The organism is Pseudomonas sp. MONT-RG-20F-20-E-7-02, from assembly GCF_022662395.1.
GTDB lineage: Bacteria > Pseudomonadota > Gammaproteobacteria > Pseudomonadales > Pseudomonadaceae > Aquipseudomonas.
The window spans coordinates 505575-525420 of record NZ_JAKNQN010000001.1 but is presented as its reverse complement, the minus strand read 5'-3'; the positions used below and the strand labels follow the sequence as shown (position 1 = coordinate 525420).

24 protein-coding genes are annotated in these 19846 nt (G+C 60.3%); 10 read left to right on the top strand and 14 right to left on the bottom strand.

Translation table 11 applies throughout. The features are described 5' to 3' along the window. Positions 1-38: 38 nt before the first annotated feature. The gene (locus L8I05_RS02385; protein WP_003192759.1) at positions 39-266 is read left to right on the top strand and encodes a YheU family protein; all 228 of its coding nucleotides are present in this window, start codon (positions 39-41) and stop codon (positions 264-266) included. 7 nt (positions 267-273) lie between these two features. Here L8I05_RS02385 and csrA read toward each other — a convergent pair whose 3' ends face one another. Together csrA and L8I05_RS02375 are read right to left on the bottom strand one after the other, a co-directional pair. Next, the gene (csrA, locus tag L8I05_RS02380; RefSeq protein ID WP_242167062.1) at positions 274-465 is read right to left on the bottom strand and encodes a carbon storage regulator CsrA; all 192 of its coding nucleotides are present in this window, start codon (positions 463-465) and stop codon (positions 274-276) included. 273 nt (positions 466-738) lie between these two features. After that, positions 739-1554, bottom strand: a complete 816-nt coding sequence (locus L8I05_RS02375; RefSeq protein ID WP_159958469.1) for an SDR family oxidoreductase — start codon at positions 1552-1554, stop codon at positions 739-741. Positions 1555-1882: 328 nt separating this feature from the next. Between L8I05_RS02375 and L8I05_RS02370 the strand changes: the two genes are divergently transcribed. After that, on the top strand, positions 1883-2035 hold the full coding sequence (locus L8I05_RS02370; protein ID WP_003236711.1) for a DUF3309 family protein: 153 nt from the start codon (positions 1883-1885) through the stop codon (positions 2033-2035). 54 nt (positions 2036-2089) lie between these two features. Here L8I05_RS02370 and L8I05_RS02365 read toward each other — a convergent pair whose 3' ends face one another. The 5 genes from L8I05_RS02365 to L8I05_RS02345 all read right to left on the bottom strand — a co-directional run bounded on the left by L8I05_RS02365 (position 2090) and on the right by L8I05_RS02345 (position 7990). Next, the gene (locus L8I05_RS02365; RefSeq protein WP_242167061.1) at positions 2090-4177 is read right to left on the bottom strand and encodes an LTA synthase family protein; all 2088 of its coding nucleotides are present in this window, start codon (positions 4175-4177) and stop codon (positions 2090-2092) included. Positions 4178-4675: 498 nt separating this feature from the next. Next, entirely contained in the window at positions 4676-4867 is a 192-nt protein-coding gene (locus L8I05_RS02360; RefSeq protein WP_242167060.1) for a PLDc N-terminal domain-containing protein, read from the bottom strand. Positions 4868-4934: 67 nt separating this feature from the next. After that, positions 4935-5465, bottom strand: coding sequence for a hypothetical protein (locus L8I05_RS02355; RefSeq protein WP_159958475.1), 531 nt, complete (start codon positions 5463-5465; stop codon positions 4935-4937). Positions 5466-5506: 41 nt separating this feature from the next. Further along, positions 5507-6022 carry an ankyrin repeat domain-containing protein gene (locus L8I05_RS02350; protein WP_242167059.1) on the bottom strand — a complete coding sequence of 172 codons (516 nt, stop codon included), beginning with the start codon at positions 6020-6022 and terminating at the stop codon, positions 5507-5509. Between the two features lie 141 nt (positions 6023-6163). Further along, positions 6164-7990, bottom strand: a complete 1827-nt coding sequence (locus L8I05_RS02345; RefSeq protein ID WP_242167058.1) for a long-chain-acyl-CoA synthetase — start codon at positions 7988-7990, stop codon at positions 6164-6166. 395 nt (positions 7991-8385) lie between these two features. On the opposite strand from L8I05_RS02345, the gene L8I05_RS02340 reads away from it, so the two are divergent. Further along, complete coding sequence (locus L8I05_RS02340; RefSeq protein WP_048721059.1) at positions 8386-8664, top strand: DUF3509 domain-containing protein; 279 nt, start codon at positions 8386-8388, stop codon at positions 8662-8664. Between the two features lie 61 nt (positions 8665-8725). Here the strand turns inward: L8I05_RS02340 and L8I05_RS02335 are convergent, their stop codons facing one another. The 4 genes from L8I05_RS02335 to aroC form a co-directional block, all read right to left on the bottom strand. Next, positions 8726-8995, bottom strand: coding sequence for a helix-turn-helix transcriptional regulator (locus L8I05_RS02335; RefSeq protein WP_159958479.1), 270 nt, complete (start codon positions 8993-8995; stop codon positions 8726-8728). A gap of 208 nt (positions 8996-9203) precedes the next feature. Next, a complete protein-coding gene (locus L8I05_RS02330; protein WP_242167057.1) occupies positions 9204-9734 on the bottom strand; it encodes an acireductone dioxygenase in 531 nt (176 codons plus the stop codon). Beyond that, on the bottom strand, positions 9731-10894 hold the full coding sequence (locus tag L8I05_RS02325; protein WP_242167056.1) for an MFS transporter: 1164 nt from the start codon (positions 10892-10894) through the stop codon (positions 9731-9733). Before L8I05_RS02325 ends, L8I05_RS02330 begins: the two co-directional genes overlap by 4 nt. Before the next feature lie 38 nt (positions 10895-10932). Further along, positions 10933-12024, bottom strand: coding sequence for a chorismate synthase (aroC, locus tag L8I05_RS02320; protein WP_197627303.1), 1092 nt, complete (start codon positions 12022-12024; stop codon positions 10933-10935). A gap of 143 nt (positions 12025-12167) precedes the next feature. Between aroC and L8I05_RS02315 the strand changes: the two genes are divergently transcribed. Both L8I05_RS02315 and L8I05_RS02310 read left to right on the top strand, forming a co-directional pair. Beyond that, complete coding sequence (locus L8I05_RS02315) at positions 12168-13130, top strand: alpha/beta fold hydrolase (protein WP_159958487.1); 963 nt, start codon at positions 12168-12170, stop codon at positions 13128-13130. Positions 13131-13229: 99 nt separating this feature from the next. After that, positions 13230-14036 (top strand): hypothetical protein, encoded by an 807-nt coding sequence (locus L8I05_RS02310; protein ID WP_242167055.1) that lies wholly within the window; start codon positions 13230-13232, stop codon positions 14034-14036. Between the two features lie 130 nt (positions 14037-14166). Here L8I05_RS02310 and prmB read toward each other — a convergent pair whose 3' ends face one another. Further along, a complete protein-coding gene (gene prmB / locus L8I05_RS02305) occupies positions 14167-15075 on the bottom strand; it encodes a 50S ribosomal protein L3 N(5)-glutamine methyltransferase (protein ID WP_242167054.1) in 909 nt (302 codons plus the stop codon). A gap of 239 nt (positions 15076-15314) precedes the next feature. On the opposite strand from prmB, the gene L8I05_RS02300 reads away from it, so the two are divergent. From L8I05_RS02300 to L8I05_RS02280, 5 genes are all read left to right on the top strand, one after another. Beyond that, positions 15315-15905, top strand: coding sequence for a cysteine hydrolase family protein (locus L8I05_RS02300; RefSeq protein WP_159958493.1), 591 nt, complete (start codon positions 15315-15317; stop codon positions 15903-15905). A gap of 142 nt (positions 15906-16047) precedes the next feature. Beyond that, complete coding sequence (locus L8I05_RS02295; protein ID WP_053257227.1) at positions 16048-16368, top strand: hypothetical protein; 321 nt, start codon at positions 16048-16050, stop codon at positions 16366-16368. Positions 16369-16443: 75 nt separating this feature from the next. Then, positions 16444-17001 carry a Smr/MutS family protein gene (locus L8I05_RS02290; RefSeq protein WP_058424628.1) on the top strand — a complete coding sequence of 186 codons (558 nt, stop codon included), beginning with the start codon at positions 16444-16446 and terminating at the stop codon, positions 16999-17001. A 78-nt stretch (positions 17002-17079) separates the two neighbouring features. Further along, positions 17080-17625, top strand: coding sequence for a GTP cyclohydrolase I FolE (gene folE, locus L8I05_RS02285; RefSeq protein ID WP_003442011.1), 546 nt, complete (start codon positions 17080-17082; stop codon positions 17623-17625). Positions 17626-17728: 103 nt separating this feature from the next. Beyond that, entirely contained in the window at positions 17729-18100 is a 372-nt protein-coding gene (locus tag L8I05_RS02280) for a glutathione S-transferase N-terminal domain-containing protein (RefSeq protein WP_159958495.1), read from the top strand. Positions 18101-18203: 103 nt separating this feature from the next. Here the strand turns inward: L8I05_RS02280 and L8I05_RS02275 are convergent, their stop codons facing one another. Continuing rightward, entirely contained in the window at positions 18204-18524 is a 321-nt protein-coding gene (locus tag L8I05_RS02275; RefSeq protein WP_242167053.1) for a hypothetical protein, read from the bottom strand. Then, positions 18521-19846, bottom strand: a complete 1326-nt coding sequence (locus L8I05_RS02270; RefSeq protein WP_242167052.1) for an acyclic terpene utilization AtuA family protein — start codon at positions 19844-19846, stop codon at positions 18521-18523. Before L8I05_RS02270 ends, L8I05_RS02275 begins: the two co-directional genes overlap by 4 nt.

The window sequence follows — 19846 nt, the reverse complement described above, 5'->3', positions numbered from 1 at the left end:
CGCAGTAGCATCGCCGGGATTCTACCTCTGAGGCTTGTATGCTGATTCCCTACGACGCACTTGAAGTCGACACCTTGACCCGCCTCATCGAAGACTTCGTCACCCGCGACGGCACCGACAATGGCGATGACACGCCCCTGGAAACCCGCGTACTGCGCGTGCGCCAGGCACTGACCAAGGGCCAGGCGCTGATTGTGTTCGACCCTGAAAGCGAACAATGCCAGTTGATGCTCAAGCACGACGTGCCCAAGCATCTGTTCGACTGAGGCTGTTCTACGGGTTGGTTTGGGGTTGCATGGCTTGGCGCTCGAGGATTTTCTGATACACCTCGGCGCGGTGCACATTGACCCCTGCCGGGGCCTGGATGCCGAACTTCACTTGGGATCCGTTCAGCTCAAGGATGTGCAAGGCGATGTCATCGCCGATGGAGATGATTTCGCCTACGGCGCGGCTTAAGACCAGCATGGCGGTTGTCCTTTTGGAGTGACAGGACCTTGAACATGCGCGTTTGAATGGGGGGCGACAATGGCTCGTCGCTAAATCAGGCCGGGCCTACGCAAGCGGGTAATTTGCCTGACAGACATGTAATTGACTGGAGGGATGACGAATGCCTGATCGTCCCCACGCTCTGCGTGGGAATGCATCCAGTGACGCTCCGCGTCACCTGCATCGGGACGCAGAGCGTCCGGGGCGGCATTCCCACGCGGAGCGTGGGAACGATCAGCGTGGGAATGATCATCAGCCCTTAACGGCCTGCGCCTTGGCGCGCATCTTGTCCGCCATCACGGTCATCTCGTCATACAGCAACTGCGGGTTCTTTTGCTTCAACGCCCACGCCATCCGCCCCTGCTCATGGGGCAAAATCATAAACTCGCCTTCAGCCACTCGCTGGTAGATATAGTCAGCAATGTCAGCCGCCGAAATCGGTGAACTCTCCAGCAACTTACCCACTTGCGCCTTCATCGCCGGTGTCGGCCCACGAAACGAATCCAGCAAGTTGGTCTGGAAAAACGACGGGCACACTACATGCACGCCGACTTCTTGCTGTTTAAGCTCTACCAGCAAACTTTCCGACAACGCCACCACGCCCGCCTTGGCCACGTTGTAGTTGCTCATGGCCGGCCCCTGCATCAACGCCGCCATCGAGGCAATATTGATAATCCGGCCCTTGCTCTTCTCCAACAGCGGCAGGAACGCCTTGCAGCCCTTGACCACGCCCATCAGGTTAATTGCAATTTGCCAATCCCAGTCCTCCAATGACAACTCGGCGAAGAACCCGCCCGAGGCAACGCCGGCATTGTTGACGATCACATCAACGCCCCCCAGCTTGACCTCGCACGCCTGGGCAAACGCGGTGAGCTGGCTGTAATCACGCACGTCGCAGCGCTGGATAAACCCATCCCCCCCCGCCTCGCGCACCAACTTGAGGGTTTCCTGCAACCCCGGCTCACTGACGTCCGACAAGGCCAGCTGCCAACCCTCGCGGGCCCAGCGCAGCGCGATTTCGCGACCCAGGCCGGACCCGGCGCCGGTGATCATCATGCGATTTTGCATAGGAAAGTTGCCTTGTGGTTCACGGAAGAAGTGATCGGCAGTGTAGCGAAGGTTTTTCCTGCACCCACGCACCATCCAATTGATGAATGACTCGGGCAAACCCGAGGCCGGGTGGGAGAGCGACTTATAGCGTAAGTTCAATCTTTTTCAACTAAATCACTGTATTTGCGATCGCATTAAAAGAAATAAGCAAGTTTGCAAAATGCTTTAAAAAACCAGGGAATTTTCTGCCCGACGGTAGAGTCGGAGTTAATAAGGCGTCCGTATTTAAATGACGGCCTATTGTTTAATAACCGGTCTTTGCAGAAGGCCTATAAGGAAAAAAACCATGAGCCTCATTCTGATCATTATCCTGATCCTGCTGCTGGTAGGCGGTTTGCCAGTATTCCCGCACTCGCGTAATTGGGGTTATGGCCCGTCGGGTATCCTGGGCGTTGTCCTGGTGGTATTGGTGGTGCTGTTGTTGCTCGGTCGGATATAAAACCCGCACAAAAAAAGAGGCCTCAATGAGGCCTCTTTTTTTATGCTCGGTTACTTAGTCCGGCTTGCCGTCAATCACACCGGCGGTGTTATCCAACAGGCTCTTGGTGGCGGTCTGCAGGAACGACTCAAGCTTCTGCTTAAGCGCCGCTTCGTCCGGTGACTCGGGAATCACTTTGCCGGTCGGGTTAGCGCCCAGTTCGTATTCCCACAGCTTCGGTGGCATTTCCTTGGGCAGAACCAGGATGCGGTCTGCGGTGACCAGGGCAACCGTCTGATCGCTGCCCGATGGTTTGATCACGCCAAAACCCTTGTCGCCTTCCGGCAGGTTCAGCAGGTCACGGCCCCAGCACTGGTGCAGGGTGTCGCCACCGAGGCGGCCCATGATGGTCGGCACGATGTCGATCTGAGTGCCCACGGTGTGGTCACGCTCGCCGAACTTCTCCTGCATGCCCGGTGCAATCATCAGCATCGGCACGTTGAAGCGGCCCAAGTCCATTTCGGTGATCTGCTGTTCGTTGCCGAAGCCGTGGTCACCCACGATCACGAACAGGGTTTCCTTGAAGTACGGCTCTTTGCGGGCCTTTTCAAAGAACTGGCCCAGGGCCCAGTCGGAGTAACGCATGGCCGTCAAATGCTCGTTGAGGCTGCCACGGTCGGTGACTTTCTCGACCGGCAATGGCGTCGGCAACGCATACGGCGTGTGGTTGGACAGGGTTTGCAGCAGTGCGTAGAACGGCTTGCCGCCTTCGCGGGCCTTCAACTCTTCCAGGCCACGGTTGAACATGTCCTGGTCGGACACGCCCCACGTCGGGTCGGAGAACACCGGGTTGACGAAGTCATTACGCCCGATGAAGTTGGTCATGCCCTGGTTGCTGAAGAAGCCTGACTGGTTGTCCCAGGCGAAGTCGCCGTTGTAGACATACACGTCGTCAAACTTGCGCGCGCTGAGCAACTGCGGCAAGCCCGACAGTTTGTGGCTGCCTTCCGGGGTTTGCATCAGGTATTCGAAGCCTGGCAGGTTCGGGAAGCACGCCATGGTGGCGAACATGCCCTGGTGGGTGTGGGTGCCGTTGGAGAAGAAGCGGTCGAACAGCAAGCCTTCCTTGGACAGTTTGTCGAAGTACGGCGTGATGTTGCCCGGGCGGCCCAGGGCGCCCACTGAGTGACCGGCGAAGCTTTCCATCAGGATCACGACGACGTTCTTGATCGGCAGGGTCTTCTCGGCCGGTGGCGTGTAGTCACGGCGCACGGCGGCGGTGTCGGTATCCACCAGCTTTTCTTGCGGCAACACCAGCATGTCGCGCACGGTCTGGGTGGCCAGCGGTTGGTCCAGGGTGGCTTTCCAGATGTTCGAACGCTCCTCGGAGAAGCGCGACTTGGCGGCGGCGATCAGCGACAAGGTGCCGTTCAAGCCCAACTGGTTGGCGAAGTTCGATTCGGTGGTGTAGACGTCACCCCAACGCAGTGGCGGGCCCTGGCGCAGGGTGCCACGGATGGCGACCACGGCAATCAGCAGGCACACAACAAAGACGGCGATGCGCGTGTACCACGGTGCAACCTGGCGCGTGCCGATGCTGCCGCCGCTGAACGGGCCACGTGGGCGCGTCGCACGGTCCGCGCCCTTGAAGGCGATGCTCAGGATCAGCGTGCCTACGGCCCAGGCCAGCAGGTAACGCACCACCGGGAAACCGTACCAGAGCATGCTCATCACGGTTTTCGGGTCTTCCTTTACATACTGGAAGACCAGGCCGTTGAGGCGCTGGTGGAATTCGCGGTAGAAGTCCATCTCCATCAAGCCCAGGAACAGGGCAATGCTGGAGGCTACGGTCAGCCAAAACCGGAAGAACCCGCGCGCCGCCATGGCCCGAACGCTGAACAGGGCCAGTAGCAGCGGGACCAGCGCGTACATCACGAAGCGGATGTCAAAGCGCGTGCCGTTGACGAACGCTTCGAGGAAGGTCGAGGCCGGCGTGTCGAGGATCATCTCGCGGTTGTAGACCAGCAGCGCCAGGCGCAGCAGGGAGAACATCACCATCATGACCAGTGCGCAAAGCAGCGTGTACGCCAGATGGGATTTGACGGTCGGTTGCAGCAGGCGATTAGAAGCTCGCTGCTGACTCAGGGCGTCCGGGTTTGCCATGTCGTTTCAGGACCCATTGGAAGTTTAAGTTGCGAAAAAATGCAGTGGCGTCCGTCCCTCGCCCAGGCTGGCTGGGGTAGGCGGTTAACGCGGTGGCGCAAATGGTGCCCGATCAATGGCATCAACGCCATTAATTACTGAACGTGCGCCGTCGACCTGCCTTTAATGACACTTGAACAAGTGCCTTGGCGCAGGCGTAAACCGGCGGATTGTCTTGGAAAAGATGTGAAAATTCTGTGCAGCGAATAGTTTCGACACAAATCTTATGGATGTGCCTGAAACCAATGTGGGAGCGGGGCTTGTTTGGGAGCAGAGCTTGTGTGAGAGGCCTGGCTTGTGTGGGAGCCGGGCTTGCCCGCGATGCAGGCACCGCGGTTTATCAGCTACATCGCGGTGATGCAATCGCAGGCAAGCCAGCTCCCACATAAGCCAGCTCCCACACAAGCTCGCTCCCACATTTACTGTGCCCACTCAGGATATGAGTGAACGCTGGTGGCGTCAGACCCGCACGTTACCGCGTGGCCCGGCAATCGCCCAGATGATCAGGCCCAGTACCGGCAACAGCAGGATCAACAGAATCCACAGCACCTTGGCGCCGGTGCTTGCGCCGCTTTTGAACACGTTGATGATCGCCCAGATATCCAGTGCCAGAATGATCAGGCCAATCAAGCTATTAAAAGTGGAACCCATGGTGTCGCTCCTAAGTGAGGGCATGCACTTGTAGGATAGTCAGGCCTGACGGGGGTTCCGTTTTATTTCAGACATGTACGGCGATTCGCAGCGCTTCCAGGGATGGCTCGGCCTTGATGCCGACTTCAGCACACAGTTCCAGAACGCGCGGTAAGTCATTGCCGTAAACCAGCACCGCCTGGATCTCGTCGTCCAGCAACTGGCTGAAGTTCAGCAGCACGTAGCCGCCGTCTTCCGGGCTGAGCGCGCTCATCTGGATCTGGATGCGGTTCAGCGCAGTGAGGTCTTCGGTCTTGGCCAGCTGCTTGGGCTTGAGGTTGAACGCCACGCCCGGGCCGAACGACGCGACGATCTGCGCAAACAGGTCGCCATAGGTGTCGGCCTGGAACAGCACGGTGTCCGGCAGGCTACCGACGACGACCCACTCGCCCAGAGGAATCGGGAAGGTGTCGTCGTAGTTGATATCCGGGTTGGCCGCCAGAAACGCCGCCGGGTCGGCGTAGGCCTGGGCCGCTTCCTCGGCAATGCGCGCCACTTCGTCTTCGCCCATGACGCCGGCGCTGATTTTACTGATGAGTTCGACGAGGGCGGTTTTCATGGGGTGATCCTGTGGCGAGCTGGTTTTCGAGGGCGCGTAGCCTACACCAGTTTCTGCAACTTCGCCGCCGTATCCGCCGCCCCCATGGTCTGTGCCGCTGCCAGCGCAGTTGCGCCCTGAGCGTCGGTGGCCTTGGGGTTGGCACCCTGGCTGAGCAGGTAGTCGAGCATTTCGACGCGGTTGAACATCGCCGCCATCATCAACGCCGTACGCCCATCCGAAGAGGCCGCGTCAACCGGCGCACCGCCTTCGATCAGCGCCTTGACCACTGGCAGGTTGCCCTTGAACGCCGCACCGGCCATTGGCAGCTGGTTCTTGTCGTTGGCGATTTGCGGGTCAGCCTTGAATTCCAGCAGCACTTTTACTGCGTCGGCGTGGCCATGGTAGGCCGCAAGCATCAGCAAGGTGTCGCCATTGTGGTTGCGCAGGTTGGGCGGCAAGCCTTTGGTCAGCAGCGCGGCGAGCATGGCGGCATCGCCTTTGCGGGCCACGTCGAAGACTTGCTCGGCAAATTCGGCGGCTTCGTCTTCGGTCATTTGTTTGGGCTGGTCTGACATGTGGGGCTCCTTGTCTGAATGCTTTATAGGCGCCCAGTGTCGCGGTGGAGTTCCCCACTGTCATGGTTTTTTTGCCAAAAGCGGCCATAGGCAGAATCAATAACGCGGCTTTTAATTACGCTGCTCTTAATAACGCTGCTCTTAATAACGAAAGTGCCCACCCTGAATCTGCGTCAACAGTTGCCCCGTAACCGGCACATAGCAATCCGAGCCCGGCAGCCACGCATACACTGGATCATTGCCGGCCTTGTCCGGATCAAAGGCCTCCTCCTTAAGCCGCACTTTCTGATACTTGAAGGTGCCAGTCGTTTCCATCTTCACCTTGATGCGCAGGAACAGCGGCACCGCATAGTGCGGCAATTGGCCGTGGGCGAATTGCAGCAGTTCGCGCATATCCAAAGAGGCCAAGGATTCGCTTGGCGTAATGGCAACCATGCCGGCGCGGCCATTGGTGTTTTCGATCTCGACACCGTAGGCCACCACCTCAGCGATCTGCGGGTGTTGCAGCAACACATTCTCCACTTCGGTGGTCGAGACGTTTTCGCCCTTCCAGCGGTAGGTGTCGCCCAACCGGTCGACGAATTGCGCATGGCCGAAGCCGATGCTGCGCAACAAGTCGCCGGTGTTGAAGTAACGGTCGCCCTTCTCGAACACGTCGGTCAGCACCACCTTGCGGTTTTTTTCCGGGTCGGTGTAGCCGTCGAACGGCGACTTTTCGTCGATCCGGGCCAGCAGCAACCCCTGCCCGCCCGTTGGTACTTTGCGCATGAAACCCTCATCGCCACGGATCGGCTCACCGGTCTCATGGGAGTAGTCCACCAAGGCCCAGTGTTGCAGGCAGAAGCCGATGGTGTTGTCGAAATTCAGCACATTGGTGAAGCCGATATTGCCGTCGCTGGCGGCATACAGTTCACAGATATGTTCAACCCCATAGCGTTGCTTGAACTGCGCCCAAACGCCGGGGCGCAGGCCGTTGCCGACCATCTTGGTCACGCTGTTGTCCAGGTCCTGGGCGCTGGCGGGCTGGTCGAGCAGGTAACGGCACAGCTCACCGACATAGCCCAAGGTGGTTGCCTTGAACTTGCGCGCGTCGTCCCAGAACTGGCTCGCGCTGAACTTACGCCGAATGGCAAACCCCGACGCCCCGACAATCGCCGAGCCCCAGCACACGCACAGGCCGGTGGCGTGGTACAGCGGCAAGGTGCAATAAAGAACGTCTTGCGGGCCCATGTCCAGGGCGATACTGCCGAAGCTGACGGCGGTCTTGGTCCAGCGCCCGTGCTTCATGATCCCGGCCTTGGGCAAACCGGTGGTGCCGGAGGTGTAGATGTAGAAGCACGGGTCGTTGAAGAAGATGTGCCCAGTGCTGGCGGGGTTATCCACCGGGCATTCGGCACTCGCCGCCATCAGGTCGATGTAACCCTCAGGCACAGCGCCGGCGTGTTGATCGGCGACAAACCAGGTCTTGTCCGCCGGGATTTGCACTTGATCGCGCACCACCGTGTAGGCAGCCACCAGTTCCGCGCCCACCACAATGGCCACCGGGCTCACCAGGTTCAGGCTGTGCACCAGCGCCGCCTGGGTTTGCGAGGTGTTGAGCATGGCGCAGATGCCACCCAGCTTGGCCACGGCCAGCACGTGCAACAACAATTCGGGGCGATTTTCGATAAACAGGGCGACGACGTCACCTTTGCCGATGCCCTGCGCGTGCAAGTGATGGGCGATACGGTTGGCGCGCCCGTTGGCGTCGCGGTAGCTGAGCACGCTGTCGCCGTATAACAACGCAGCGCCCTCAGGGTTACGCAGGGTGGCCTGCTCAAAGTGCCAACCCAGGCCGCAGGGCTGCTCGGGGTCGGTGACATTCGCGGCGCGCATGCCGCGCACTACGCGTGGCAGGGCGCGAACAATCGCGGGCACCTTACGCAGCATCTTGCCCCAGGTGATCATGTCGTCTTGCTGATGGCTCATGGAGGAACGTCCTTTTTCTTATTCTTCATCTGACCCAGAAACAGCGTCGGGCCTGTAGGCAGGAGACCGAATACCTTGCAGAAAAATACGCCTGAGGTTCTTCGGCTGTACACGTGGGATTTGAAATGTTTTGTATCCCGGCCCAATGCCCGACAAAAATGGAATTGTTCACCGTATCAAGAGTCTTTATCGGTAAGGGCCGCCTGAAACGGCAGGGCCCGATAGCGCAAAATGCAGGATGCACGATGGCCATTCATGCAATTTGCACGAAACTGAAAATTCTAAATTTTTTTAAACTACTGATTTATAACGATTTTTTATAAAACCCAATACTGGCACAATCACTGCACCTATCACTCCATGCTTGCCAACTTGAGCCAACGGAGCTGATAGACATGAGCCTGATCCAAGATAAATTCGCTTCTGTATTCTCCCAATACGACGTCACCACTCAGCCACGCCCAGACGGCGGTATCCTGTTGACCCTGCGCAACAGCGAAGGCAAACAGGTCAAGCGTTCGATTTCGTATCAACAGCTGCACACCGCTGACCAACTGACTTGGGTGATCAGCGCCATCCGCCGCGACCTGGCCGAACAAGCCAGCGACCTGCCACAGATTTCGATGCTGCAAAGCCAGAATCGCTTTGCGCTGCCGACTTACCATTCGGCGTAAATCACCCCAATGAAAAAGGGCCGCGACGCCGTTGAGCGTCGCGGCCCTTTTTTGTGTGGTTTCAGCACAATCCCTGGCGGCTGGCCTCATTCATGGCCTGTACGCGGTTTGTGACTTCCAACTTGCCGTAGATGTTGCGCAGGTGAAACTTCACCGTGGCTTCTGAGGTGGCGCGAATCTGGCTGATTTCCCAGACGGTCTTCCCCTCCGAGGCCCAGCGCAGAATTTCCAGCTCAGTCGGGGTAAGAGGCTTGCCCCCCAGGCTCAGGCGCCTTCTGACGACCACGGGCACGGTATCCGGCGTACGACACGAGTCCTCTCGGCCACTCATTGATCTCTCTCCTTTAGTCATGGATTCCATATCACCTTTCGGATTCCTGCTATTGACAGGTGATATAAACATCGAACAAGGAGAGAGTTACATACCGAATGGGCTGAAAGCAGGAGACGCTGCATAAACAGCTACAGCCTACAAATAACTAAGCCAATTCCCACAGAAAATGCCAACTTACCTGAGTGGAAAGTTTAAATATCTGTGCTTAGTCGTCCAAACCCGGGAAACCGGCAGCGATGCCGTCGCCGGTAAATTCAGGCACTGCGCCTTTCGCTGTATTGAACAAACGCAGTGTGACGAAGTGCGGATTTTCGCCCATGTCGAACCAATGCGGCATTCCGGCCGGAATCACCAGCAGGTCACTTTTCTCGCAGCGTATGGCATAGACATACTCGCCTACGTGCACGTTAAAAAGCCCCTGGCCGGCGATGAAGAAACGCACTTCGTCTTCGCTGTAACGGCGTTCATCAATGAACTGCGCGCGCAGCTCGGCTTTTTGCGGATGCTCGCCCGTCACACTGAGCACTTCCACGGAGCCGTAGCCGAGGGCGTCGATCTGAGGCTGGTAGGCCGCGATCAGTTCAGCGTCGCTGGCGCCCTTCTCGACAGGCGCCGGCTGCCAGCGCGCAAAACGCACGCCGTGCTCGGCGAGGCACGTGGCGATATCGTCCAAATGGGTCAGGACCTTGTTCGGGGTATCGGGCGTGGCGACGGGGTAAACAGCGACATAACTCATTGCTCGGTTCCTTTATTCGGCTCTTGCAATCGAAGGCCAATGATAATGGCGGCGGCCAGGGCTGCGACGCTGGCGATGCTGAAGGTCAGCGTCGGCCCCAACACGTTCCAGCTATAACCGGCATACAGCGCGCCCAACGCGCCGCCGGTGCCGGCCAGCGCGGCATACAACGCCTGGCCCTGGCCTTGCTGGCGATCACCGAAGCTGCGTTGTACAAAGGCAATCGCTGCCGCATGAAAACTGCCGAAGGTGGCCGCGTGCATCACTTGCGCCAGCAGCAGCACCCAGAAAAATTCGGCGAATGAGCCCAGCAGCAGCCAGCGTATGGCGGCCAACAGGAAACTCGCCAGTAATACCCGACGCACCGAAAAACGCGTGAGGATGCGGCTCATGGCCAGGAACATCAGCACTTCCGCGACCACGCCCAAGGCCCAGAGCATGCCGATCACGCCGCGGCTGTAACCCAGGTGCTCGAGGTGCAGGGTGAGGAAGGTGTAATACGGGCCATGGCTCATTTGCATCAGCGCCACGCAGGCATAAAACGCCAGTACGCCGGGGCTGCGCAATTGCTTGAGGAAACCGTCACCGGCCAGGCGATTGCCGTGGCTCGCCGGTTGCGCAGTCGGCACCCACAGGCTGGCGCCGATGATGCCGGCCATGATCACCACGATCACTACCGGGTAAATGTCCAGGCTCAGCCAGTCGAACAGGCGCCCCATGATCACCACGGTGAGGATGAACCCGATGGAGCCCCACAGGCGAATCTGGCTGTAGCGCGAGGTCTGTTTGTGCAGATGCGCCAGGGTGATCACTTCAAACTGCGGCAGCACGGCGTGCCAGAAGAACGCGTGCAACGCCATCACCAGGGCCAGCCAGGCGTAGGTCTTGCTGATGAAGATCAGCGAAAAGCTGGCCAGGGTGCACACCGCGCCAAACCGCACAATGGCCAGGCGGCGGCCGGTGTAGTCGCCGAGCCAGCCCCACAGATTCGGCGCCACGCAGCGCATCAACATGGGAATGGCCACCAGTTCACCGATGCGCGCGCTGGAGAACCCCAAGTGATCGAAGTACAGCGCCAGGAACGGCGCGGTCGCCCCGAGCAGGGCGAAGTAGAAGAGGTAGAAGCTGGAGAGGCGCCAGTATGGGAGCGCTGGGGTCATGGTGTGAGGGGCTGCTGCGCAGCCCTCGCCACAAACCGTCACAGCTGGCCCAGTACCGGCGTAGTCACGCGTACATCGGCATTTTGCCCACGGTTGCGCAGCAGGTGGTCCATCAACACGATGGCCATCATCGCCTCGGCAATCGGCGTGGCACGGATGCCCACGCATGGGTCGTGGCGGCCCTTGGTGATCACATCCACCGGGTTGCCGTGCACATCAATCGAACGGCCCGGCGTGGTGATGCTCGACGTCGCCTTGAGCGCCAAGTGCGCAACAATCGGTTGGCCCGAGGAAATACCGCCAAGGATGCCGCCCGCGTTGTTGCTGAGGAAACCTTCCGGGGTCAGTTCATCGCGATGCTCGGTGCCGCGCTGGGACACACAGGCAAAACCGGCGCCGATCTCCACGCCCTTCACCGCGTTGATGCTCATCAGCGCATGGGCCAGTTCGGCGTCGAGGCGGTCGAAGATCGGCTCGCCCAAACCAGGTTTGACGCCTTCGGCAACCACGGTGATCCTGGCGCCGACGGAGTCTTGATCGCGGCGCAACTGGTCCATGTAGGCTTCCAGTTCCGGCACTTTGTCCGGGTCGGGGCTGAAGAATGCGTTGTCGTCGACGCTGTCCCAGGTCTTGAACGGGATTTCGATCGGGCCGAGCTGGCTCATGTAGCCACGCACCACGATGCCCTGGGTGGCCAGGTATTTCTTGGCGATAGCGCCAGCGGCAACGCGCATCGCGGTTTCGCGCGCCGAGCTGCGGCCACCGCCACGGTAGTCGCGTTCGCCGTATTTGTGGTGGTAGGTGTAGTCGGCGTGGGCCGGGCGGAACAGGTCCTTGATCGCCGAGTAATCCTTGGACTTCTGGTCGGTGTTGCGAATCAGCAGGCCGATGGCGCAACCGGTGGTGCGGCCTTCGAACACGCCGGAGAGGATCTCGACTTCGTCGGGCTCCTGGCGCTGGGTGGTGTGACGGCTGGTGCCGGGCTTGCGGCGGTCGAGGTCACGCTGCAGGTCGTCCAGGGACAGTTCGAGGCCTGGCGGGCAGCCGTCGACAATGGCGACCAACGCCGGGCCATGGCTTTCGCCCGCGGTGGTGACAGTGAACAGCTTGCCGAAGGTATTGCCGGACATGCAGGGCGCTCCGTGAAATCAGTTGAATCAAGTCAACCGTAATAACTTAAGGCGGCCAGTATACGCAGGCTAACCGAGTAGTTCATCCTCGAAACCTTACCGGTAGACGTCTGTCCAACCGGCACCTTCCTGATGATGGCGCGATGATGCTGCGAGTTCTGCTTTTGACCCTCACCCTGTTTTCCAGCCTTGGCTTCGCCGCCTCCCCTGTTGTCCTGCAACGGCCGATCAGCCTGGACACCGGCAGCGGCGAGCTGTTTGGCTCACTTTTGCTGCCTAAATCCGACAAGCCCGTGCCGGTTGTGTTGATCATCGCCGGCTCCGGCCCCACCGACCGTAACGGCAACAGTGCCGACGGCGCACGCAACGACAGCCTCAAGCGCCTGGCCTGGGTGCTGGCCCGGCATAACATTGCCAGCGTGCGCTACGACAAGCGCGGCGTGGCCGCCAGCCTGGCGGCTACCCCCGATGAACGCAACCTGACGCTGGACGCCTACGTGGCCGACGCCGTGGCCTGGGGCAAGCTGCTCAAGGCCGACAGCCGCATGGGCCCGCTGATTGTGCTGGGCCATAGCGAAGGCGCGCTGGTCGCCGCCCTCGCCGCGCCGCAGCTGGACCCGGCCGGGGTGATTTCGCTGTCCGGCAGCGCGCGGCCGGTAGACCAGGTGATCCGCCAGCAACTGGCCGACCACCTGCCGCCGGCCCTGTTGCTGCGCAGCAATGAGATCCTCGACCATCTCAAGGCCGGCCAGGTGGATGCCGATGTGCCGGCCCCGCTGGAAGGCATTTTTCGACCGAGCGTGCAGCCGTACCTGATCAGCCTGTTTCGCGCCGACCCGTCCGCCGCCTTTGCCAAGCTGCGCATGCCGGCGCTGATCATCCAGGGCACCAACGATATTCAGGTCGGCGTCGCCGATGCCCGGCAACTGAAAAATGCCAAGCCCGATGCCCATTTGACGGTGATCGAAGGCATGAACCACGTGATGCGTATCGTGCCCAAAGACGTGAAAGAGCAGTTGGCCTCCTACAACGACCCGAAACTGCCGCTGGCCGCCGAGTTGGGTGAGCGCATCGTGCGCTTTATCGACGGACTTCAACCCCGTTAAGCGATTAATTACCTCCAGTCCTGTGAAATACGGCCGATAAGCCCAGGGTCGACAGTAAAAAGACTGTCGGCCCGCAGGGCTTGGACAGGATCGCGCCGCATGACAACCACAGAAGCTACACCAGAACCTATCGCCGACACGCAGGCGGAAAAAACCGAGGCCGTCGAGGCGGCGGCCCTGCCGTGGGCGGACGTTCAGGCCGAACATTTCAAGATGCTGCGCCTTGCGCCCCTGGCGACTGACCGCGCTACCGGCGCGCGGCCGTTGCGGTTTGTGCAGTTCGGTTATGCCGAGCGCCACGACAAACACCACAGCCTGTTGCGCATGGTCATCCAGTTGCCGGGCCAGCGGGTGCGCCGCGAGCAGAACCACCTGGATATCTGGGTCGATCACGATAAACACCGCGTGCACTTCGGCCCAGGCAACAGCCTGGAAATCGAACCGGCCAACCGTGGCATCGGGCGCTTCCTCGTCGCCCAAGGCGCGGCGTGGGCGAAAAAGAAGTGGTCACACTACCGCGTCGACGGCGTGGACCTGGCCAACAAGGATGCACTCAACGAAGCCACGCGCCTGCGCCGCGATCACTTCCTGCGTATCCAGGGTTTTGATGTGGCCTATGCCGATGTGCAGCACCTCAAAGGCAACGTGCAGCCGGGCAAAGTCAGCGACGTACTCGACAGCTGGAACACCGAGAAGGTGCAGTTCGTGGAGATACTTGAAGCCGCGCAGATGCTGCAGCAGGCCGAGCACAACCTGGCCGAGCAGGAAGTGAAGTTGCGCAAGGAAGAAGAAAAGGTCACCAAGTTCAAGCGTGAGGACAGCGGGTTGCGCTTTACCATCACCTGTTTGGTGGCGTTTACGGTGTTTCAGGCGGGGTTGTTGATCTGGATTGCAACGCACCGCTGATCGCTGGCTGCAATGCAATCAAATGTGGGAGCTGGCTTGCCTGCGATTGCGGTGGGCCAGCTAGCACTTTTGCTACTGATACACCGCTATCGCAGGCAAGCCAGCTCCCACACTGACCGCGATCCTGACGTTATACCCGGGCGGCAAACACCGCCTGATGCGCCCGGCACTGCTCAGCCGTCAGCATGAACACGCCATGCCCACCGCGCTGGAACTCCAGCCAGGCAAAGTCGACTTCCGGGTACAGCGCCTCGACATGCACCTGGCTGTTGCCGACTTCTACAATCAACAAGCCTTTCTCGGTCAGGTGGTCCGCCGCTTCGGCCAGCATCCGTCGCACCAGGTTCAAGCCATCATCGCCGCAGGCCAGGCCCAGCTCCGGCTCGTGCTGGTATTCGTCCGGCATGTCGGCAAAATCTTCAGCGTCTACATACGGCGGGTTCGACACGATCAGGTCAAAACGCTGGCCCGGCAGGCCGTCGAAGCCATCGCCCTGCACGGTGTAAACGCGCTCGTCGACGCCATGGCGCTCAACGTTCTGGTTAGCCACTTCCAGCGCTTCGAAGGACAAGTCCCCCAGCACCACTTCGGCGTTCTGGAACTCATAGGCACAGGCGATACCGATGCAACCGGAGCCGGTGCACAGGTCGAGAATACGCGCCGGCGGTTGCGCCAACCAGGGTTCAAAACGGTTTTCGATCAGTTCGCCAATCGGTGAACGCGGGATCAACACACGCTCGTCGACGATAAACGACATGCCGCAGAACCAGGCTTCCTTCAACAAGTAAGCGGTGGGCACACGCTCGTGGATGCGGCGATGCAGCAGACGCTGCACGTGGGAGATTTCCTCTTCTTCGAGGTTGCAGTCCAGGTAGCTGTCGGCAATTTCCCAAGGCAAGTGCAAGGCGCCGAGCACTAATTGCCGGGCTTCGTCCCAGGCGTTGTCGGTGCCGTGCCCGAAAAACAGGTCTTCCCCATGGAAACGGCTGACAGCCCATCGGATGTGGTCGCGCAGTGTGCGCAGGCGGGATGTGATCACGGGGGCAAGCTCCTGGAAAAAACGACTGGCGATTCTAACAGCCTTCGCCTGTCCCTTCGATGTACGAAAACTCTCCGCCATCCGTCGGAATTCATCCAATTTGCCATCATCGGGTTAAACAAGCCGACCTCTTGACATGGCTGCACGTCAACAACGGCGTACCTTACGATGGTAGCGATTCACAGAACCGCTCAGCCAGTGGACAATGTCACAAAAGCCCCCCTCACAGGAGCCCCAGAATGTCCGTTCCAAAGACGATGTTTCAACTCAGCGGTCGCGGTTACGCAGCAGCCAACCTGAACCATGCGACCCTCGTGATCATCGACGCCCAGAAGGAATACCTCAGTGGCCCACTCGCCCTGTCCGGCATGGACGCGGCGGTCGACAATATCAAGCAACTGGTCGCGGCCGCGCGCAACGCCGGGCGCCCGATCGTGCATGTGCGCCACCTGGGCACCGTCGGCGGCCTGTTCGACCCGCAGGGCGAGCGCGGCGAATTCATTCCTGGCCTTGAGCCCCTCGGCGACGAGACTATCATCGGCAAGCTGCTGCCCAGCGCGTTCCATGGCACGGGCCTGGAAAAACACCTGCAAGACCTTGGCTCCCTGGACCTGATCGTCTGCGGCTTCATGAGCCACTCCAGCGTCAGCACCACCGTGCGTGCGGCCAAGAACCTGGGCTTTCGCTGCACCCTGGTGGAAGACGCCTGCGCCACACGCGACCTGCCGTACAAAGGCGGGATCCTGAGCGCCGAGCACGTGCAGCAAACCGAAATGGCCATCATGGCCGACAACTTCGCCACCCTGGCGTTGAGCAAAGATCTGATCTGATCGCCCTTCTGATGAGCGGCGCGGCAATGTTCATTGCCCCGCTCATCCGCAAAGCCCTTTCATTTGGCGCATTTACCCCTCCACCCGGAACAACCTGTGTATCTTCCGGTCGAAGGGCCGATACCCTGGAGGAAAGGTCGGAATGAAGATATCCGATGGTTTTGACGCTCGTCGCTTGCGCCCCAAGGGCCCGAGCAACTGGCGTCTGCGCCTGGTGGCCGGCTTTGCCGCGCTGCTGGCCATTGTAGGTTTGCTGTTGGCTGGCGCTGGTGGTGCCGGTTTGTTTGGTCATTCGCCGGCACTCGGCGAACTGAATGCCAGCCCGGGTGGCTCGGCTATCCTGTTAGTCATCGGGTTGTTGGTGCTGTGGCTGGGCGTGTGGTTGTGGCGTCGCAGCCGTCGGCGGATGCGCCAGCCGTTGTCGCTGAACATCGCGTCGCACCTGATGAAAAAGCACGACTGATGGCGCTTGGATAGCGTTTCCTGCGCCCTGGCCGCCGCGATTTAGGTAAACTGCCCGCCCTTCGCGGAGGCTGACATGCAAGACGACGATTTTTCCCTGTTCAAAAACGAGCTGCGCGGCGTCAAGCCGATCAAGCACGACCGCGCCGACACCGGCAAACCCAAGGCCGACCGCGCGCAGATCGCCAAGCTGCGCCAGGCCGCGACCGTGCGTACCGACGCCACCACCGTGGATGGCCTGTCGGACCAGTTCGTGATCGATGTAGGCCCGGAAGACGAGCTGATGTGGGCCCGCGACGGCGTGCAGGAAAGCCAGATGCGCAAGCTCAAGATCGGCCAGATCCCGTTCGAAGGCAGCCTTGACCTACACGGCATGACCGTCGAAAAAGCCCGCGAAACCCTGTGGGCCTTCCTCGCCGAAGCAACCAAATTCGAAATTCGCTGCGTGCGCGTCACCCATGGCAAGGCCGTGCGGTTGGACGGCAAGCGGCCGATGATCAAGAGCCACGTCAATACCTGGCTGCGCCAGCATGCCCAGGTCCTCGGCTTTACCTCGTGCCAGGCCCGCCACGGCGGCGCCGGTGCGGTGTATGTGATGCTCAAGCGCACCATGATGGAGGGGCGCGACGAGTAACAAGTGCCATCGTCAGGCTTGCAGCGATGTGTCCGCCACCGTAACCTTGCGCTTTGCGAAAATCCCACAGGTAGTTTCATGTCCCTGGAACAGAATTACACCGCGATCCTCGGCCAACTCGGCGAGGACGTTTCCCGCGAGGGCCTGCTCGACACGCCAAAGCGTGCCGCCAAGGCGATGCAGTACCTTTGCCGTGGCTATGAACAGACACTCGAAGAAGTCACCAACGGTGCCTTGTTCAGCTCTGACAACAGCGAAATGGTGCTGGTGAAGGACATCGAGCTGTACTCGCTGTGCGAACACCACTTGCTGCCATTTATCGGTAAGGCGCACGTGGCCTATATCCCGAGCGGCAAAGTGCTGGGCCTGTCGAAGGTCGCACGGATTGTCGACATGTATGCGCGCCGCCTGCAGATCCAGGAAAACCTCAGCCGCCAGATCGCCGATGCCGTGATGCAGGTGACCGGTGCCCTAGGCGTTGCGGTGGTGATCGAAGCCAAGCACATGTGCATGATGATGCGCGGTGTGGAAAAACAGAATTCGTCGATGATCACCTCGGTGATGCTGGGTGAGTTCCGCGAGAACGCGGCTACCCGCAGCGAATTCCTCAGCCTGATCAAGTAACAGGCTGCGTAGGAAAAGACCGGCGTTCATCGCCGGTTTTTTTTTCGCCTGCAGAATTAAGGTAAGCTGCGGCCCCTTCTTCATGGGCAAGAGGTTTTCAGCCATGTTCGTCAAAGCACTTCGAGTGGGCCTCGGCCAAATCATCATCGCGGGCGACTTCCTTACCCGCCCACGCAAAAAGCAGCGCCCGGCCGAACAACAGGCGCAAGTGAACGCGGCAGCCAAGGAGCTGACCCTGTATCAGTTCCACGCCTGCCCGTTCTGCGTGAAGACACGCCGTACGCTGCACCGCCTGAATGTGCCGGTGGCGTTGAAGGATGCGAAGAACAACGCGCAAGACCGCCAGACCCTGCTGGAGCAAGGTGGCAAGATCAAAGTGCCGTGCCTGCGCATCGAAGAGAATGGCCAGACTACCTGGATGTATGACTCCAAGGTGATCATCGATTACCTCGACAAGCGGTTCGCCGCGGTCTGATAAGTACCGCGGTCAATGTGGGAGCTGGCTTGCCTGCGATAGCTTCCCCTCGGTGTCACTGATAAATCGAGGTGTCTGCATCGCAGGCAAGCCAGCTCCCACATTAGTTCGGCATTGCCAATTCGATAGCCAACAACGCCGAGCCCAGGCACTTGCCATGCGCATCCAGCGCCAGCGAGCGGGTCACGCCGCCGCGCAGGATCCCGGGCAACACGAAGTTCAGCGCCTGCACGTTCGGCAATTCATAGCGCCGCACCGGCGCCGCGCCCGGCTCGCGCAAGCCGGCAAAGAACTGCGCCACGCGCTCAGCCGTCAATTGCTCGCACAGCAGCGGGTAATCCTCGACGCGAAAGGCAATGATCGAGATGTTCGAGGTGTCGCCCTTATCGCCGGTACGCGAGTGGGCCAGTGTGTGCAGTTTCATGCTTCGATCCTCGGGTTGACCGCGCTACGCGCCAGCAATAACGACGCTACCGCCACCACTTGCCGCACACTCTTGCTCGCACCGCCGCCGCCCGACGGGCCGTTGGTGTAGAGGGTTTCCACTTCATTGCCGACCCGCACTGCCTCGCTGCGCTCTTCACAGCGGGCGGCCACGCGCAGGCGCACTTCCCAGGGCTCGACGGTGCTGCGTGGGCCGTGCAGCGAGTCCATGCCGATCAACTCGGCGCGCACGTCCTGCATCTTTACGCCCATCAGTTCCAGGCGCTTGAGTACCACAGCACGCGCCAACTCTGCCCGTGCGACAGCGCCCGGGCCACCGTAGGACATCTGCCCTTCGCCGATCCAACCGTCCAGATAACCGACGCTGACCTTCAGTTGCTCAGGCCGTGCGCGGCCCTCGGCACCGCTGGCGCGCACGCGGTCAACGCCCTCCTCGACAAAACTCACGTGGGAAAAGTCGGCGGTTACGTCCGGCGTCAGGTAGGCCGCCGGGTCGTGAACTTCATAGATCAACTGCTCAGTGCAGGTCGCACGGCTGACGCGCCCGCCAGAACCCGCGACCTTGGTGATCACAGCGTCGCCGTCAGCATTGACCTCGGCCAGCGGGAAGCCCAGGCGTGCCAAATCTTCTACGTCCTTGAACCCCGGATCGGCAAAATAGCCACCGCTGACCTGCCCCGCGCATTCCAGCAAATGCCCCACCAGTGTGCCGCGCCCCAAGCGCTGCCAGTCATCCGCCGCCCAACCGAACTCAAACATCTGCGGCGCCAGGAACAGCGACGGGTCGGCCACGCGCCCGGTAATCACTACATCGGCGTCGGCGCGCAAGCCATCAAGGATGCCGTCGACGCCCAGGTAGGCGTTCGCAGAAATCAGCCGCTCGCCCAACGACGCCAGAGTCTGGCCGTTATCCAGCAATTGTTCGGGCTGCAACACATCCAGCACGTCATCGCCCACCACGGCCACCACCTTGAGGTTCAGCCCCAACTCATGGGCAACCCGCCGTACTTCAATGGCCGCCGCCACCGGGTTGGCCGCGCCCATATTGGTGATGACCCGCAGACGCCGCCGCCCCTCATGCCGCCCGACAAAGGGCAATACGCGGCGCATGCGCTCACTCAGCAGCGGGTCGTAACCGCCCTGTGGATCGCTGATACGTGCTTGTTGCGCCAAGGCAATCGTGCGTTCAGCCAGGCATTCGAACACCAGGTAATCCAGGTCACCCTGTTCGGCCAACTCCACAGCAGGCTCGATACGGTCACCGGAATAGCCGGCGCCGGAACCGATGCGCAAGGTTTTCAT

What these genes read in the sequence shown, in the direction of transcription:
- L8I05_RS02385 (WP_003192759.1), top strand. Translation starts at nt 39, where the DNA reads ATGCTGATTCCCTACGACGCACTTGAAGTCGACACCTTGACCCGCCTC.
- csrA (WP_242167062.1), bottom strand. Translation starts at nt 465, where the DNA reads ATGCTGGTCTTAAGCCGCGCCGTAGGCGAAATCATCTCCATCGGCGAT.
- L8I05_RS02375 (WP_159958469.1), bottom strand. Translation starts at nt 1,554, where the DNA reads ATGCAAAATCGCATGATGATCACCGGCGCCGGGTCCGGCCTGGGTCGC.
- L8I05_RS02370 (WP_003236711.1), top strand. Translation starts at nt 1,883, where the DNA reads ATGAGCCTCATTCTGATCATTATCCTGATCCTGCTGCTGGTAGGCGGT.
- L8I05_RS02365 (WP_242167061.1), bottom strand. Translation starts at nt 4,177, where the DNA reads ATGGCAAACCCGGACGCCCTGAGTCAGCAGCGAGCTTCTAATCGCCTG.
- L8I05_RS02360 (WP_242167060.1), bottom strand. Translation starts at nt 4,867, where the DNA reads ATGGGTTCCACTTTTAATAGCTTGATTGGCCTGATCATTCTGGCACTG.
- L8I05_RS02355 (WP_159958475.1), bottom strand. Translation starts at nt 5,465, where the DNA reads ATGAAAACCGCCCTCGTCGAACTCATCAGTAAAATCAGCGCCGGCGTC.
- L8I05_RS02350 (WP_242167059.1), bottom strand. Translation starts at nt 6,022, where the DNA reads ATGTCAGACCAGCCCAAACAAATGACCGAAGACGAAGCCGCCGAATTT.
- L8I05_RS02345 (WP_242167058.1), bottom strand. Translation starts at nt 7,990, where the DNA reads ATGAGCCATCAGCAAGACGACATGATCACCTGGGGCAAGATGCTGCGT.
- L8I05_RS02340 (WP_048721059.1), top strand. Translation starts at nt 8,386, where the DNA reads ATGAGCCTGATCCAAGATAAATTCGCTTCTGTATTCTCCCAATACGAC.
- L8I05_RS02335 (WP_159958479.1), bottom strand. Translation starts at nt 8,995, where the DNA reads ATGAGTGGCCGAGAGGACTCGTGTCGTACGCCGGATACCGTGCCCGTG.
- L8I05_RS02330 (WP_242167057.1), bottom strand. Translation starts at nt 9,734, where the DNA reads ATGAGTTATGTCGCTGTTTACCCCGTCGCCACGCCCGATACCCCGAAC.
- L8I05_RS02325 (WP_242167056.1), bottom strand. Translation starts at nt 10,894, where the DNA reads ATGACCCCAGCGCTCCCATACTGGCGCCTCTCCAGCTTCTACCTCTTC.
- aroC (WP_197627303.1), bottom strand. Translation starts at nt 12,024, where the DNA reads ATGTCCGGCAATACCTTCGGCAAGCTGTTCACTGTCACCACCGCGGGC.
- L8I05_RS02315 (WP_159958487.1), top strand. Translation starts at nt 12,168, where the DNA reads ATGATGCTGCGAGTTCTGCTTTTGACCCTCACCCTGTTTTCCAGCCTT.
- L8I05_RS02310 (WP_242167055.1), top strand. Translation starts at nt 13,230, where the DNA reads ATGACAACCACAGAAGCTACACCAGAACCTATCGCCGACACGCAGGCG.
- L8I05_RS02300 (WP_159958493.1), top strand. Translation starts at nt 15,315, where the DNA reads ATGTCCGTTCCAAAGACGATGTTTCAACTCAGCGGTCGCGGTTACGCA.
- L8I05_RS02295 (WP_053257227.1), top strand. Translation starts at nt 16,048, where the DNA reads ATGAAGATATCCGATGGTTTTGACGCTCGTCGCTTGCGCCCCAAGGGC.
- L8I05_RS02290 (WP_058424628.1), top strand. Translation starts at nt 16,444, where the DNA reads ATGCAAGACGACGATTTTTCCCTGTTCAAAAACGAGCTGCGCGGCGTC.
- folE (WP_003442011.1), top strand. Translation starts at nt 17,080, where the DNA reads ATGTCCCTGGAACAGAATTACACCGCGATCCTCGGCCAACTCGGCGAG.
- L8I05_RS02280 (WP_159958495.1), top strand. Translation starts at nt 17,729, where the DNA reads ATGTTCGTCAAAGCACTTCGAGTGGGCCTCGGCCAAATCATCATCGCG.
- L8I05_RS02275 (WP_242167053.1), bottom strand. Translation starts at nt 18,524, where the DNA reads ATGAAACTGCACACACTGGCCCACTCGCGTACCGGCGATAAGGGCGAC.
- L8I05_RS02270 (WP_242167052.1), bottom strand. Translation starts at nt 19,846, where the DNA reads ATGAAAACCTTGCGCATCGGTTCCGGCGCCGGCTATTCCGGTGACCGT.